13 protein-coding genes are annotated in these 13,224 nt (G+C 74.2%); 6 read left to right on the forward strand and 7 right to left on the reverse strand.

Features of this window, described 5'->3' with window-relative positions:
* Positions 1-125 precede the first annotated feature (125 nt).
* The 5 genes from ACFV1W_RS19495 to ACFV1W_RS19515 form a co-directional block, all read right to left on the reverse strand.
* Positions 126-359, reverse strand: coding sequence for a hypothetical protein (locus ACFV1W_RS19495; RefSeq protein ID WP_380418209.1), 234 nt, complete (start codon positions 357-359; stop codon positions 126-128).
* A gap of 304 nt (positions 360-663) precedes the next feature.
* A complete protein-coding gene (locus ACFV1W_RS19500) occupies positions 664-1,062 on the reverse strand; it encodes a hypothetical protein (RefSeq protein WP_380418095.1) in 399 nt (132 codons plus the stop codon).
* A 109-nt stretch (positions 1,063-1,171) separates the two neighbouring features.
* The gene (locus ACFV1W_RS19505) at positions 1,172-1,750 is read right to left on the reverse strand and encodes a DUF6817 domain-containing protein (RefSeq protein ID WP_380418097.1); all 579 of its coding nucleotides are present in this window, start codon (positions 1,748-1,750) and stop codon (positions 1,172-1,174) included.
* 93 nt (positions 1,751-1,843) lie between these two features.
* The gene (locus ACFV1W_RS19510) at positions 1,844-2,743 is read right to left on the reverse strand and encodes a ketopantoate reductase family protein (RefSeq protein ID WP_380418098.1); all 900 of its coding nucleotides are present in this window, start codon (positions 2,741-2,743) and stop codon (positions 1,844-1,846) included.
* Positions 2,744-2,781: 38 nt separating this feature from the next.
* A complete protein-coding gene (locus tag ACFV1W_RS19515; protein WP_380418100.1) occupies positions 2,782-4,128 on the reverse strand; it encodes a hypothetical protein in 1,347 nt (448 codons plus the stop codon).
* Positions 4,129-4,491: 363 nt separating this feature from the next.
* Between ACFV1W_RS19515 and ACFV1W_RS19520 the strand changes: the two genes are divergently transcribed.
* From ACFV1W_RS19520 to ACFV1W_RS19530, 3 genes are all read left to right on the forward strand, one after another.
* Positions 4,492-5,265 (forward strand): ABC transporter ATP-binding protein, encoded by a 774-nt coding sequence (locus ACFV1W_RS19520; protein WP_380418102.1) that lies wholly within the window; start codon positions 4,492-4,494, stop codon positions 5,263-5,265.
* 5 nt (positions 5,266-5,270) lie between these two features.
* On the forward strand, positions 5,271-6,662 hold the full coding sequence (locus tag ACFV1W_RS19525; RefSeq protein WP_380418104.1) for an FtsX-like permease family protein: 1,392 nt from the start codon (positions 5,271-5,273) through the stop codon (positions 6,660-6,662).
* 218 nt (positions 6,663-6,880) lie between these two features.
* Positions 6,881-8,104 carry a sensor histidine kinase gene (locus tag ACFV1W_RS19530; RefSeq protein ID WP_380418106.1) on the forward strand — a complete coding sequence of 408 codons (1,224 nt, stop codon included), beginning with the start codon at positions 6,881-6,883 and terminating at the stop codon, positions 8,102-8,104.
* A gap of 177 nt (positions 8,105-8,281) precedes the next feature.
* Here ACFV1W_RS19530 and ACFV1W_RS19535 read toward each other — a convergent pair whose 3' ends face one another.
* Positions 8,282-8,947, reverse strand: a complete 666-nt coding sequence (locus ACFV1W_RS19535) for a response regulator (RefSeq protein ID WP_380418108.1) — start codon at positions 8,945-8,947, stop codon at positions 8,282-8,284.
* A 229-nt stretch (positions 8,948-9,176) separates the two neighbouring features.
* On the opposite strand from ACFV1W_RS19535, the gene ACFV1W_RS19540 reads away from it, so the two are divergent.
* Positions 9,177-9,590: a MarR family winged helix-turn-helix transcriptional regulator gene (locus ACFV1W_RS19540; RefSeq protein ID WP_380418211.1), complete on the forward strand. Its 414-nt coding sequence runs from the start codon at positions 9,177-9,179 to the stop codon at positions 9,588-9,590.
* Positions 9,587-11,026: an MFS transporter gene (locus ACFV1W_RS19545; RefSeq protein WP_380418110.1), complete on the forward strand. Its 1,440-nt coding sequence runs from the start codon at positions 9,587-9,589 to the stop codon at positions 11,024-11,026. The genes ACFV1W_RS19540 and ACFV1W_RS19545 overlap by 4 nt, the downstream gene beginning before the upstream one ends.
* Before the next feature lie 86 nt (positions 11,027-11,112).
* On the opposite strand, the gene ACFV1W_RS19550 is transcribed toward ACFV1W_RS19545, so the two are convergent.
* Complete coding sequence (locus tag ACFV1W_RS19550) at positions 11,113-11,910, reverse strand: TioE family transcriptional regulator (protein WP_380418112.1); 798 nt, start codon at positions 11,908-11,910, stop codon at positions 11,113-11,115.
* Between the two features lie 95 nt (positions 11,911-12,005).
* On the opposite strand from ACFV1W_RS19550, the gene ACFV1W_RS19555 reads away from it, so the two are divergent.
* A complete protein-coding gene (locus tag ACFV1W_RS19555; protein WP_380418114.1) occupies positions 12,006-13,196 on the forward strand; it encodes an erythromycin esterase family protein in 1,191 nt (396 codons plus the stop codon).
* The last annotated feature ends 28 nt before the right edge of the window (positions 13,197-13,224 follow it).

Consider the following 13,224-nt stretch of genomic DNA (forward strand, 5'->3'; position numbering starts at 1 on the left):
ACGTCGACCCGGCCGCGCCTCTGCTGCCCTACGGGCCGCTGGACCAGGCCGTGCCTCTGCTGCCCTACGGGCCGCTGACCGCCGACGGGACCCGGTGGTGAGCTCCGATCCCTCCCCAGGGCAGATCAGCCCCGCGAGTCACTACTCGAGAAGCGCCGTACCACCCGCTCGGCCGCCTCGTCCGCGGCCGCGTCAGGCGACAGCTCATCGAGCGTGTCCAGATCGGTGTCCTCGCTGAGTTCGGTCTCCCAGGCCGCAGCCAGTTGCTCCTGCCGCTCGCGGGGCTGCGCCTGCACCTTTTCGCGGCTGGCGGGGCTGAGGGCGGCGAGGAAACGGCGGAGTTCGTCATCAGCGGGCATGAGGGCCTTCCCGGGAGCGGGGTCGGTGTTCACATGGCACATGTTCACCGGTAGGTATCCCAGGGGATGAGCGCAATGCGCGCAGCGGAGGCGAGAGTCACCCGAGCGCAGGCCAGGACCGAGGTGGAAGCCTGTGCCTTGCCTCCGGGGTGCGGTTCGGTCCGGTGCCCGTTCCTACCGCCTGGCGGCGGTCGGGAGGTCGCGACGGGCCGGGCGATGGCGACGGGCCGGGCGGTGGCGACGGGCCGGGCGGTGGCGACGGGCCGGGAGCGCCGGGGTCGGTCGGTGCTCCCGGCCGCTGGGGTCAGGCTCCGGCGCAGGACTTGGTCAGCTCGCCGGCGGCGTCGCCGATCGGTCCGAAGTCGGGCTCCTTCCCGTGGGAGACGGCGTCCTGGGCCCTGTCGACGGCCTTGGACAGCCTGTCGGCGGCCGCGTCGAGCTTGCCGTCCCCGTCCCTGCGGATCCTCTTGGTGTCCTCGACGATCCTCTTCAGGGCGTCCACGGTGTGTTTGCGCCGACTCTCGTCGGTGATCTGGCCGACGTTGAGCGCGGAGTCGGTGAGGTCCTGGACATCGCCGGTGAGGCTGATCGCCCGCTTACCGCAGTCGAGGGCCTCGTCGGCGTTCCTGCACGCGGTGAACAAGGGGGCCGCCAGGAGCAGTGCGGTCGCGGCTGCGGCAAGTCGGTACGGCTTCTTTGTCATGTCTGTATCCCTCCCGCCTTCGAGAACGCACGGTCCTCGTGCGGTGGTTCCGGCACGACAAGTGAACGATCGACGAAAGCCGCTGAAAAATAAAGTCGTTGACGTCACGTCAGCTGATTCGGGTCGATTGCCCGAATTTCCCGTGCCAGGCCTGCCAGGCGATGGTCGGGAGCAAATCCCTGGTGCGGGACAGCAGTTCGTACAGGGCGGGGCCGTAGCGGGCGGCCAGCTCCGCGTTGTGGGTGAACACGTCGAGCTCGTTGGCGGCCGTGATGGCGAGGAAGGCCCGCAGGTCCTCCTCCGGCGGGGTGTGGTCCCGTCCGGTGAACCGGTCGTGGAACAGCGGCGCTTCGTCCCGGCCCAGCCGCGGGTAGACGGCGGCCCGGCCGCAGCTGGCGTAGAGGTAGACGAGCGCCTCGGCGCGCTCGCCCACCAGTTCGACCAGGGTGTCCCGTTCGTCCACGGCCAGCAGGGCGCCGTCGAACCCGTCGGTCCCGTAGGCGGCGTGGCAGAGCCCGGCGGCCTGGACGGCGGAGTCGGCGCCCCAGTCCGCCAACAGGGCGGCCACCCTGGTCAGGTGCTCCAGCAGGGTGCCGCCCGGGTGCGGGATCCGGTCGGCGTCGTGGGCGCGGAGGAACTGTTCGACGTGGCTCCACGCGGGGGTGCTGCGGCGGTCGGCTGGCGTCACCCGTGGATTTCTACTCCTGTCGCCGACCGGCCCGCAACCGACCGCGGTTCACCGTTCCACTACCGCGATCGGCCGCTGACCCGCCCTGCCCCCTCAGGACAGTTCGCGGACCAGGCGGGTGATGGTCGGGGTGGGGACGGAGTGCGCGGCGGCGGCCCGCAGCACGGCGCCGCCGATGGCGTCGAGCTCGGTCGGCCGGCCCGCCTCGACATCGCGTTGCATCGAGGACTTCATCGCCCCGGGGATCCGGTCGAAGGCGGCCAGCAGCGTCCGGGGGTCGGCCGGGGCGCCGATCGCCCCGGTGACGGCGGCGATCTCGTCCAGGACGGCGAGGAGTTCACTCCGGTGCTCGGTACGCACGACACCGATGCCGTCGGCGTGCCGGGTGGTCAGCAGGGCGAAGGGGGCGAGGAAGGACAGCTTGCTCCAGAGCATCGCCGTCTCGTCCTCGCGCAGGGCCACGTCCAGCCCGGCGTGCCGCAGCTGCTCCGCGAACTCCTCGACGGGCGCCGCCAGTTCGACGGCAGCGAACGGGCTGGTGTGCTCGATCCGGCCGGGGGCGGTCCGGGTGGCCTCGACCCGGATCGTCCCGGCCACCACCCGCCCGGTCGGGTAGCGCTCGCGCAGCACCGCCATGTGGTCGAGACCGTTGAGCAGCGGAACCACGATCCCGGGGCCGACGGCCTGCGGGGGCATCCGGTCGAGCGCGGGCACCAGGGCCGTCTCCTTGACGGTCACGAAGGCGGCGTCGACCGGCTCGCGCAGTTCGGTGGCGGCCTCCACCCGGGCGGTGAACTCTCCGAACTGGCCGCTGCGCACGTGCAGTCCGTCCCGGGCGAGGACGGCCGCGGTCTGCTCGCCGGCCAGGCAGATGACCCGGTGGCCGTCGCGCGCGAGCAGACCGCCGAGCAGGCCGCCGACGCCGCCCGGGCCGAGGACGGCGACGGTGAGGGGGGTGGTGGACACGGTGACTCCTTGAAGGGGTACGGGCATCGGGTACAGGTGGGGCACGGTGCCGGGGCTTCCCCGGGTCAGGTGGCTTGCCAGCAGAAGCGGCCCTCCAGACCGTCCGGACTGAGGAAGCCGAAGCCGACGCCGTAACCGAAGTTCAGGAAGTACGGATCGTCGTCCTCCCGGGCGTCCGAGAGGGCGAAGAAGTAGCGCCAGGGCGGCGGGAGGCCGGCCCGTCCGCTCGGGAAGGACGGGAGACCGCCGAGGTGGTCGAACACGTGCTCGCCGTCAGGAAAGGGCACTTCGGGGCCCTCGCCGCGCAGGTGCCGCTGGAAGGCGGCGCGCTGGTCCATCGACCGGTGGGCCTCGGCGGACAGCGGCAGCAGATCGAGGCGGAACTCGACCGGGGTCGTCCCTTTGCGGCGGGGTTCGTCGCCGCGGGGTTCGTGGCCGCGGGGTCCGGCGCCGCCGGGTTCGTGGCCGCGGGGTTCGTCGCCGCCGGGTCCGGCGTCGCCGTCGCGGCGCCAGAGGGTGCGGCCGCGGGTGCCGGGCGGGCCGATGACGGCGAACGGCGGTATCCGGCCTCCGGGTTGGACCAGCAGGACGCCGTCGCCGGCCTCCGGATCGAGGCCGCCCATGACGCCGTCGACCTCCGCCAGGAAGAGGTACGCCAGCCGCTCCTCCGCGCCGGGGACGGGGAACTGCCCGATGAACACCATCGGTTCACCGGTGTCGGGGGAGAGCGGCCAAGAGGGCTCGGCCAGCCAGCATGGCTCGCCGCCGAGCTTGGGGACCGGTTCGGTGATCGGCCGCTCGGCCGGGCGCGCGGAGAGTTCCAGGCGGGGGAGGAACGCCGCGTCGTGCGGACCGGTGGCACTGCCGGTCGGGTGCGTGGTGATGGCGGCCTCGGCTGCCGTGCGGTGGAGGGAGACGTAGTCGAAGTAGTAGGGGGCCTCGTGGCGCGGCTTCCGGCCGGGCGCCGGGCGTGCGGGGCGGGCCGAACTCCGGTGGAGGTAGAGGTGGGTGTGGCGCAGCGTGCCGTGCTCCGGGTCGGGCACCGGCAGGCCCTCGGCGCGCAGCGCCTCGGCCAACTCGTGGGCCGGCCAGCCGAACACGTCGATCCCGAGGTACCCGACCGGGCATGCGGAGCGGTCGTCGTCCGGGGTCCGGCCCACCCCGATGCCCTCAAGGACGTCGCTGTCGCTGCCGTCGCCGCCGCCGGAGGAGAGCGTGACGGTCACCCCGGGGAGGCGGAAGGCCAGCGCCCAGCGGGAGCCGCAGACGAACACCGGGTGCACCCCGCCCGGCAGCAGCTCGCCGTGCGGGGCCAGCAGCGCCCGCACGGCCGCCTCCGAGAGTCCGAACCGCAGCTCGGGCAGCGGAGCGGGCAGACGGACGCCGCGGCCGGGGAGCAGGTCGATGGTCACCCGATCATGATCCCTCCTCGGAGGCTCGTCCGGGAGTCCGGTTTTCGCCGGGAACGGAGAGGGGCGGGCCGGGAGGGGCGGGCCGGCCTGGGGTGCCGTGGGAGGGCGGGGAACGGACGGCACCGCCTGCACGGGCGGTGGCGACGGACTGTCCGAGCCGGACATCGGCCAGCGGCGCAACGCCGCCACCGCCGAGTACGGCGACCTGGTGCAGGCCGGCGTCCTTGACCCGGCCGGTGTGGCTGCGGGGGCGGAACCGGCGCGAGGGGATGTAGCACCACCTGCGGGGTTCGGTTTTCCGAACCCCGGATTGGGGTGCCAGCACAATCGATCCGACGGTCCCGGATGTCCATGATCGGGGGTATGAACGGGATGACGACAGCCGCCGTCGCGGCGGCGCAGGGCGGGGTGACGGGTACGGCGCTCACCGGCGCGGGGCTGCACCGGGAGTACGGGCGGGGCGCGGCCGCCGTCCGGGCGCTGCGCGGGGTGTCCGTGGCCTTCGCGCCGGGCACCTTCACGGCGGTGATGGGGCCCTCCGGCTCGGGCAAGACCACCCTGCTGCACTGCCTGGCCGGGATGGACCGCCCCAGCCGGGGCACCGTCCGCTGGGGTGACACGGAGGTTTCCGGCCTGCCCGAGCGGCGGCTTGCCGAGCTGCGGCGCACCAGGGTCGGGTTCGTCTTCCAGGCCTTCAATCTGATGCCCGCCATGACGGTCGCGCAGAACGTCGAACTGCCCGGGCGGCTGGCCGGGCACCCGCCGGACCGGGCGCGGGTGCGGGAGGCGCTCGCCCGGGTCGGCCTGGCGGGGCGGGAGCGCCGCCGGCCCGGCGAGCTGTCCGGCGGCCAGCAGCAGCGGGTGGCGATCGCCCGGGCGCTGGTCGCCCGTCCCGAGGTGCTGTTCGCCGACGAGCCCACGGGCGCGCTGGACCGGGCGACCGGGCACGACATCCTCGACCTGCTGCGCGCGGGGGTGGACGCGGACGGGCAGACGTGCGTGATGGTCACCCACGATCCGGTGGCTGCCGGGTACGCGGACCGGGTGCTGCTGCTGGCCGACGGCGTCCTGGTCGACGAACTGGTCCGGCCGACGGCGGCGCAGGTGGGCGAGCGGCTGAGCAGGCTGGGAGGATGAGGATCGTGATCGGTACCGTGCCGACGCTGGCGGTCGGCCAGATCCGGCGTCGCCCAGCGGCGTTCGCCGGGCTGGCAGTGGCGCTGTTCCTGGCGACGGGGGCGGTGACGCTGTTCGGCTCGCTGGTCGCGGCGCAGCTCACGGCTCCGCGAGCCGTCGCGCGGGTTCCGGTGGAGGGGCCCGGCCTGGTGGTGATCGCGGGGGCGTTCGGGGAGATCGCCGTACTGGTCGCGCTGTTCGTGGTGGTCAACGCGCTCGGCTTCACCCTCCGCCAGCAGCACCGTGACCTCGCCCTGCTGCGGACGGTGGCGGCCACGCCCCGGCAGATCCGGCGGGTGGTGCGTGCCCAGGTCACGGCGACCGTGCTGATGGCGGCCGTGCCCGGCTGTGCGGGAGGCCTCCTGGCCGCCCGGGCCTTCCTCGCCGCCCTGCAGCGGCGCGGAATGGCCGCGCCCGGCCTGCGGATACCCGGGACGCCGGTGCCGGTGTTCGTCGCGCTCGGTGTGGCACTGCTGGTCGGCCGCGCGGCCACCGCGCTCACGGCCCGGCGGATCACCCGACCCGCCCCGGCCGCCGCACTCACCGACGGCGCGGTCGGGCAGCGCCGGGCGGGCGCGGCGCGGTTGCTGGCCGGCGCGGTGGTGCTGGCGGGCGGCGTCCTGCTGCTGCGGCTGGCCGCCGGCCGACCGGCCGGAGAGCTGGACAAGGCGGGGCAGGCAGCCATGCTCGGTTCGCTGGTGCTGCTGGTCGCGGTCGCGCTGCTGGGGCCGGTCGCGGCCCGGCTGCTGGCGACGGTGCTCGGCGTCCCGGCCCGGCTGCTGCTCCCACGGGCCGGCTGGCTGGCGGAGGCCAACCTGCGCGGCTACGCGGTGCGGCTCTCCTCGGCCGTGGTCCCCGTCGCGCTGCTGGTCGGGCTCGCCGCGACGATGCTGATCATGACCAGCACCGCGGAACAGGCGGCCCGGGCGACAGGAGCCACCACCAGCGTCACCAAGGCGAGCGACGTCTGGCTGCGGCAGGCGGAACTCGGCCTGCTGGTCTGCTTCGCGGCGGTCTCCACGGTCAACACCCTGGTCGCGCTGACCGCCGACCGGCGCCGCGAGTTCGCACTGCTCCGACTGGTCGGGGCGACGCGGCGGCAGCTGCTGCGGATGCTCTCCGTCGAGGCCGCGCTGATTACGGTGGTGGGCGTGCTGCTGGGGGCGGCCGTGGCGGGTGCGGCGACCGGGGCGTTCAGCGTGGCGGTCACCGGCTCGGTGCTGCCGGTGGTGCCGGGAGCGGCCTGCGGCTGGGTGGTGGCGGGTGCGGCGGTGCTGACGGTGCCGGGGATCGTGGGCACCGGGCTCCGGGCGATCGGTGGGCGTGCGGTGGAGGAGGTGGGCGGGGAGCGGGGGTGAGGAGGTGGGCGCGCGAGGTGAGGCAGGTGTGGCGTACGGGAGGGAGGAACCGGTGTGACGGATGGTCCGGGGCGTGCGGCGGTTCGGGTGGCGTCTGGGGAATGCTGGGGCCGGTTGATCGGTGATGGGTGAGGCGTGTGGTGAGTAGGTGGCGGCGGAGGCTGTCGGTCCGGGGCGGCGAGGTGGCGTTCGCCGTTCTCGGGTTGCCGCTCGGAGTCTTGGGCGCGGTCTACGCCGTGGCGGTGCTCTACGCGGGGGCCCTGCTCTCGCTCACCGTCCTGGGGCTGCCGTTCGTCGCGGTCGCCCTGGTCGGTGCACGGGGGCTCGGCAGCCTGCACCGACGGCTGGTCGGCCGGTTGCTGGGCGAGCGGGTCGCCGCGCCACCGCCGTTGGCGCGGCCCTCGGGCGTGCTGGCCCGGGGACGGGTGGTGCTGACCGACCCGGTGGCCTGGCGGGCGCTCCTCTACCTCCTGCTACGGCTGCCGCTCGGGGCGCTCGGCTTCCTGGCCGCCGTCGGCCTGCCGCTGGTCGCGGTGTGGCTGGCCGGCTTCCCGCTGTGGGTGCGGCTGCTGGAGCCGGGCCCACGCCCGGTCGGCTGGCTGGACGGCGCCGGGCCACCGGCCGGCCTCGTGGTGCTCGCCGCCGCACCGGCCGCACTGCGGGCCCTGAGCCGGGCCAACCGTGCGCTGGCCCAGGGGCTGCTCGGGCCGGTGCGCTCTCAGCAGCGGGTGAGTGAGCTGGAGAACGCCCGTGCCACGCTGCTCGCCGAGAGCACGGACCGGCTGCGGCGGCTCGAACGCGACCTGCACGACGGCACCCAGGCGCAGTTGGTCGCACTCGCCATCACCCTCTCGCTGGCCGACGACGCCCTCGGCGAGCCGCAGGTGCCCGGGGCCGACGGCCGCCACGCGCCCGGCAGTGCCCACACCCCAGGGGCTCGGGCCGGGCACTCGCCCGGTCCCGACCTCGGGCGGCTGCGCACCCTGGTCGACCGGGCGCGTGGGCAGACCGACGACACCATCGCCGGACTGCGCCGGCTGACCAGGGGCATCCATCCGGTGGCGCTGGACGGCGGGTTGGCCGAGGCCCTGTCCGGGCTGACCGCCAGCTCGCCGGTGCCGGTGACGGTCCGGCTGGACCTGCGGGAGCGGCCGGCGGAGGTGATCGAGCGGGCGGTCTACTTCTGTGCCGCCGAACTGCTCACCAACCTCGCCAAGCACAGCGGCGCGCGGACGGCCGAGGTGAGCGCGAGCGCGGTCGACGGGCTGGTCCGGTTGACGGTTCGCGACGACGGGCGTGGCGGCGCCGCGATCGGACGCGGTGCGGGCACGGGGTTGACGGGACTGGCCGACCGGCTGGCGGCGGTGGACGGGGTGCTGCGGGTGGAGAGCCCGTCCGGCGGGCCGACGGTCGTCACCGCCGAGCTGCCGAGCAGGTTGTGACGAGTCCGCCGGACGGAGGCGTGGTACCCCGGCGGGCAGGTGCGGCGGTGCCCCGTGCAGGTCGATGTGTCGGGGGCGGCGCGGTGCGTCGGTGGGTCGGGCCGGCGGGGCTTCCGGGCCTCAGGCTCCGGGTTCTCAGGCTTCGGGGTCTCAGGCTTCGGACCTCTGGCTCGCGCCTCAGGCTCCGGTCTCCGCGAGGTAGGCCAGGACGGCCTTGACCCGCCGGTTGTCGGCCTCCGTCGCGGGCAGGTCGAACTTGGTGAACACGGCCGCGACGTGCTTCTCCACCGCCCGCTCGGACACCACCAGCAGTCCGGCGATCGAGCGGTTGGAGTGGCCCTGGGCCATCAGCTCCAGCACCTCGCGCTCGCGGACGGTGAGTGACTCCACCAGGCTGCGCCGTCCGCCGTGCATCAGCCCGTTGACGATTTCCGGGTCGAGCGCCGTACCGCCCGTGGCCACCCGGTGCAGTGCGTCGACGAGCTCGGAGGTGCGGGCGACCCGTTCCTTGAGCAGGTAGCCGATGCCGGCCGCGCCGCCGGCCATCAGCCGGGCGGCCCAGGCGGTCTCCACGTGCTGGGAGAAGACCAGGATCCCGACCCCGGGCACGGTGGCGCGGATCTCGACCGCGGCCCGGATGCCCTCGTCGGTGTGGGTGGGCGGCATCCGGATGTCCACCACGGCCACGTCGGGCCGGTGTTCGGTGACGGCGGCGACCAGTTCGGGGGCGGTCCCGGCGGTGGCGACCACCGCGCAGCCGCGGGCGGTCAGGAGCTCGACCATCCCCTCCCGGAGAATCACCGAGTCCTCGGCGAGGACGACGCGGAGCTGCTTGTCGATCATGCCGCCATTATCGGGGGCTCGGGGGGCTCGGGGGGCTCGGGGCGGCGGGGTCGGCCGAAAGATATATACAGCAAGGCTGGACAGTTTGGACTGATGAAATTAGCGTGGAACCGTGACCGAGAAGCGAACCGCCCGCGTGATCCCTGAAGCCCTGGCCGATCCTGCCTGTTCCGCCGCCGCCCATCCCGTCGGGCGCCCCGATGCGGCCGGCCGGGCAGATTCCGCCACGCTGGCCGCCCGGGAGCTCCGTGCCGTCATCAGTCGTCTGCGCCGGACCCTCCAGGAGAAGGGGCAGGGTGCGAGCGGCCTCACGCCGTCCCAGACCGCCGTACTCAGCCGCCTGATCACGGACGGGCCGGCCTCCGCGAGTGCGCTGGCCGCCGCGGAGCGGGTCCGCCCGCAGTCGATGGCGGCCACGCTGGCCGTGCTGGAGGAACACGGGCTGGTCGTTCGCCGTCCCGATCCAGAGGACGGGCGCCGTCAGCTGGTCGGCCTGAGCGAGACGGGACTGGCGTGGATCGCGGACAGCCGTAGGGCCCGCGAGGAGTGGCTGGCCCGGGCGTTCCAGGAGGGTTTCACCGAGGCCGAACGCACGACCGTATTGACGGCGTTGGCCCTGATGGATCGGCTGAACCGGCGATGACCGGCCCGACGACACTGCTGGCGCGGCTCCGGTCGCGCCGTCAGGAGTGCCGGAAGCCGGCTGAGGACGGTGGGTTCAACCGCCGGCTGCTCGTCCCGATGGTGCTGGGCTCGGTGCTCAACCCGATCAACTCCTCGATGATCGCGGTGGCCCTGGTGCCCATCGGCACCGCCTTCGGCGCGCCACCCGCCGAGACCGCCTGGCTGGTGACCGCGCTCTACCTGGCCACCGCCGTCGGCCAGCCGGTGATCGGACGGCTGGTGGACGGCTACGGGCCCCGTCGGCTCTACCTGGCGGGGACGGCGCTGGTCGGCCTCGCGGGACTGGCCGGTGCGCTCGCGCCCTCCTTCGCCCTGCTGATCGTCGCCCGGGTGCTCCTCGGGATCGGCACCTCCGCCGCCTACCCCGCCGCGATGCACCTCACCCGTAGCGAGGCCGAGCGCACCGGTCGGAGCAGTCCCACCGGGGTGCTGACGGTGCTCGCCGTCGCCAACCAGACCATCGCCGTGGTCGGGCCGACCCTCGGAGGGCTGCTGATCGGGCTGGGCGGCTGGCGGACGATCTTCGCCGTCAACCTCCCGCTGTCGCTGGCCTGTCTGGCGCTCGGGGTGCTCCGGTTGCCGGTCGCGCCCCCGCGCCGCAAGGGCGGGGAGCGGCTCGACCACGCCGGGATCGCGCTGTTCGCCGTCCTGCTGCTGGCGTCGATGCTGTTCGTGATGAAGCCGAGCTCCGCCCACTGGTACCTGCCGGTGCTCGCCCTCCTGGCCGGCGTCGGCTTCGCGCTGCGGGAGTGCGGTGCCCGCAGCCCGTTCATCGACCTGCGGGCACTCGTCCGCAACCGTCCGCTGGTCGCCACCTATCTGCGCCAGGTGCTCGGCTACACCACCGTCTACGCCTTCCTCTACGGCTACACCCAGTGGTTGGAGGAGGGGCGCGGGCTGAGCGCCGCCTCCGCCGGGCTGGTGCTGCTCCCGCTCTCCCTCAGTGCGCTCACGGTCTCCAGCCTGACCGGTCGCAGTCCGGCGGTGCGCGGCAAGCTGGTGGTCGGGGCGGCGCTCCAAACGGCGGCCTGCGCCGCCCTGCTGCTGGCCGGATCCGCGAGCCCGCTGGTCCTGCTGGTCGCGGTCGGAGTGCTGGCGGGCGTACCGCAGGGGCTGATCGGGCTCGGCAACCAGACCGCGCTGTACCACCAGGCCGACCCGGCCGCCATCGGCTCCGCGGCCGGGCTGTTGCGAACCTTCACGTACCTCGGGGCGATGGCGGCCTCGGCCGCGAACGCCGCCTTCTTCCCGCACGGCGCCACCACGGCCGGCCTGCACCACCTCGCGCTGTCCATGCTCGGCGGCGCAGCCCTGCTCTTCCTCCTCACGCTCCCGGACCGCTCACTCTCCCGGATGGGGGCGACTGTCAGCCGCGCTGGTGCGAAAGAGAATTGATCGCCCGTCAGAAGCTGCCGCTCGACTGCCCGCGCCAGGTCGTGGACGCCGGGGGCGGCCTCGACCATCACGGGCTGTGCGTCGCCCTACTTCGCGCCGGTCGGCGTTCCGCTCCCGCTGCGCCCGGCCGGTTCCCCGGCGGACCAGTCCGGCGGATCGGTGGACAGCGACAGGTAGGCGTCGAGGAACGCGGCGGCCGTGAGCATCGCCCGGCCGCGGGCGGTGAGGCGGTGCTGCCAGCCGTCGAGGGCCTCGGCGAGGCCGGCCGTCCCGCCCGCCGTGCGGATCTGCTGGACCACGGTGGCGATGTGGGGCAGCGGGTAGCCACCGCGGCGGAGCAGGTGGGCGAGTTCGGCGTCGCGGATGTCCTCGGGGTGGTAGAGGCGGTGGCCGGTGGCGCGGTCGCGGGGCGGGGTGAGGATGCCCGCGGTCTCCCAGGAGCGCAGGGTGGCGGGAGTGAGGCCGAGGCGGTGGGCGAGTTCGCCGATGCTGAGCGGGCCTTGGAGCGGGCGGGGGGACGGGCCGGGGCGCGCGCCATGGATCTCGACGGGTTCGGCCTGTTCGGCGGAGAGGTGGTCGACGGCCCGGCGGACCGCGGTGAGCGTCTCCCGGTCGCGCAGCAGTTGGGCGTGGCCCCGGTCGATGGCCGTCAGCGCCTCGTCCGGGCGGGCGGCGTGCAGGGCGGCCATGACCAGACCCGCGGTCGCGTGGCCGTACGCGGGGACGAGGGCGAGGAAGGCCCGCAGGGCGGCGGCGTGCAGCGCGGTGTAGATCCGGTAGCCGCTGGGGGTGCGCTCGGCGGGTGGGAGGAAGCCGTCGCGCTCGTAGTTGCGCACGGCCTGGGTGGAGATTCCGTGCTCGCGGGCGAGGTCGGCGGGGCGCACAGCAGTGTGTCCTCCCGTTTGAAGGTTTTGCCGGCAAACACCGGCAGGAGAGGGGAAAAGTCTCAACCGAGCCTTCAAGGATACGCTTGAGGTCCATGAGTCAGGACATCCGAGATTTCCTCACCCCTTCCTGCGAACTGCTGGCGCTCGGCGAGCCGACGCACCAGGAGCCGGCCTTCGGGCGGGTCCGCAACCGGCTGTTCGCCCAACTGGTGGAACGGGGCTTCCGCTCGATCGCGCTGGAGACCGACCGGGTGGCCGCGTTCGCCGTGGACGACTACGTCCAGCACGGCGTGGGCAGCCTCGACGCGGTACTCGACGAGGGCTTCACCCACGGCTTCGGTGCTCAGCCGGGCAACCGCGAACTCGTCGCCTGGATGCGCGAGTTCAACCGCGACCGGGAGCCGGCCGAGCGGCTGGCCTTCCACGGTTTCGACATCCCGACCGAGAACACCGTGGCGCCCAGCCCGCGCGGCTACCTCGAACACGCCCGTGACTATCTCCGACTCGGCCCCGGCCCCGGCCCCGGCATCGGCCCCGGCATCGATCTCGGCGCCGACATCGCCGAGTTGGCGGGCGAGGACGAGCGCTGGAGTCGGGAGCAGGCGGTGCTGGACGCGGGGAGCTCTCCCGGCGGGAGCCCGGAGGCCGCCCGGCTGCGCCGGACCGCCGACGACCTGCTGACCCAACTCTATCTTCGGGCACCGGAGTTGATCGAAGCGACTGCACGCGCCGAGTGGCTCCGGGCCCGGACTCGGCTGCAGGCCGGGCTCGGGCTGCTGCGCTACCACGCGCAGGCGGCGATCCAGGGCCTCGGACTGGGCGACCGGGTGTCCGGCCTGCTCGGGCTGCGGGACGCGTTGATGGCGCAGAACCTGCTGGACATCCGGGCGGTCGAGGCCGACCGCGGGCCGACTCTGGTGTTCTCCCACAACCTGCACCTCCAACAGGCCCCGAGCGCCTGGTCGGCCGGCGAACTGGACTGCCGCTGGAACGGTGCGGGTCGCATCATCGGTCCGCTGCTGGGGGAGCGGTACGTGTTCGTCGCCGGCAGCCTCGGGCGCAGCGAGGTGCTGGGGCTGGCCGAGCCGGCGACGGGGACGTACGAGGCGGTGCTGGGGCAGCGGGCGGACGCCGCCTGGGCCCTGGTGGAGCCGCCGACGCCCGGCGAGGGCTCGGCCCGCACGGACACGGCCCCGCAGCAGGGCTACTCATTCGACCGGGCGAGCTTCGGGGGGGCGTCGGCGGTGCTGCACATCGGCGACGGCGCGGCAGCGGCCGGGTAGCGGTCCCGTCGCGGGCCCCGTAGCGGTG

This window comes from Kitasatospora sp. NPDC059648, from assembly GCF_042734825.1.
Lineage (GTDB): Bacteria > Actinomycetota > Actinomycetes > Streptomycetales > Streptomycetaceae > Kitasatospora.

What these genes read in the sequence shown, in the direction of transcription:
- ACFV1W_RS19495 (WP_380418209.1), bottom strand. Translation starts at nt 359, where the DNA reads ATGCCCGCTGATGACGAACTCCGCCGTTTCCTCGCCGCCCTCAGCCCC.
- ACFV1W_RS19500 (WP_380418095.1), bottom strand. Translation starts at nt 1,062, where the DNA reads ATGACAAAGAAGCCGTACCGACTTGCCGCAGCCGCGACCGCACTGCTC.
- ACFV1W_RS19510 (WP_380418098.1), bottom strand. Translation starts at nt 2,743, where the DNA reads ATGCCCGTACCCCTTCAAGGAGTCACCGTGTCCACCACCCCCCTCACC.
- ACFV1W_RS19520 (WP_380418102.1), top strand. Translation starts at nt 4,492, where the DNA reads ATGAACGGGATGACGACAGCCGCCGTCGCGGCGGCGCAGGGCGGGGTG.
- ACFV1W_RS19535 (WP_380418108.1), bottom strand. Translation starts at nt 8,947, where the DNA reads ATGATCGACAAGCAGCTCCGCGTCGTCCTCGCCGAGGACTCGGTGATT.
- ACFV1W_RS19545 (WP_380418110.1), top strand. Translation starts at nt 9,587, where the DNA reads ATGACCGGCCCGACGACACTGCTGGCGCGGCTCCGGTCGCGCCGTCAG.
- ACFV1W_RS19555 (WP_380418114.1), top strand. Translation starts at nt 12,006, where the DNA reads ATGAGTCAGGACATCCGAGATTTCCTCACCCCTTCCTGCGAACTGCTG.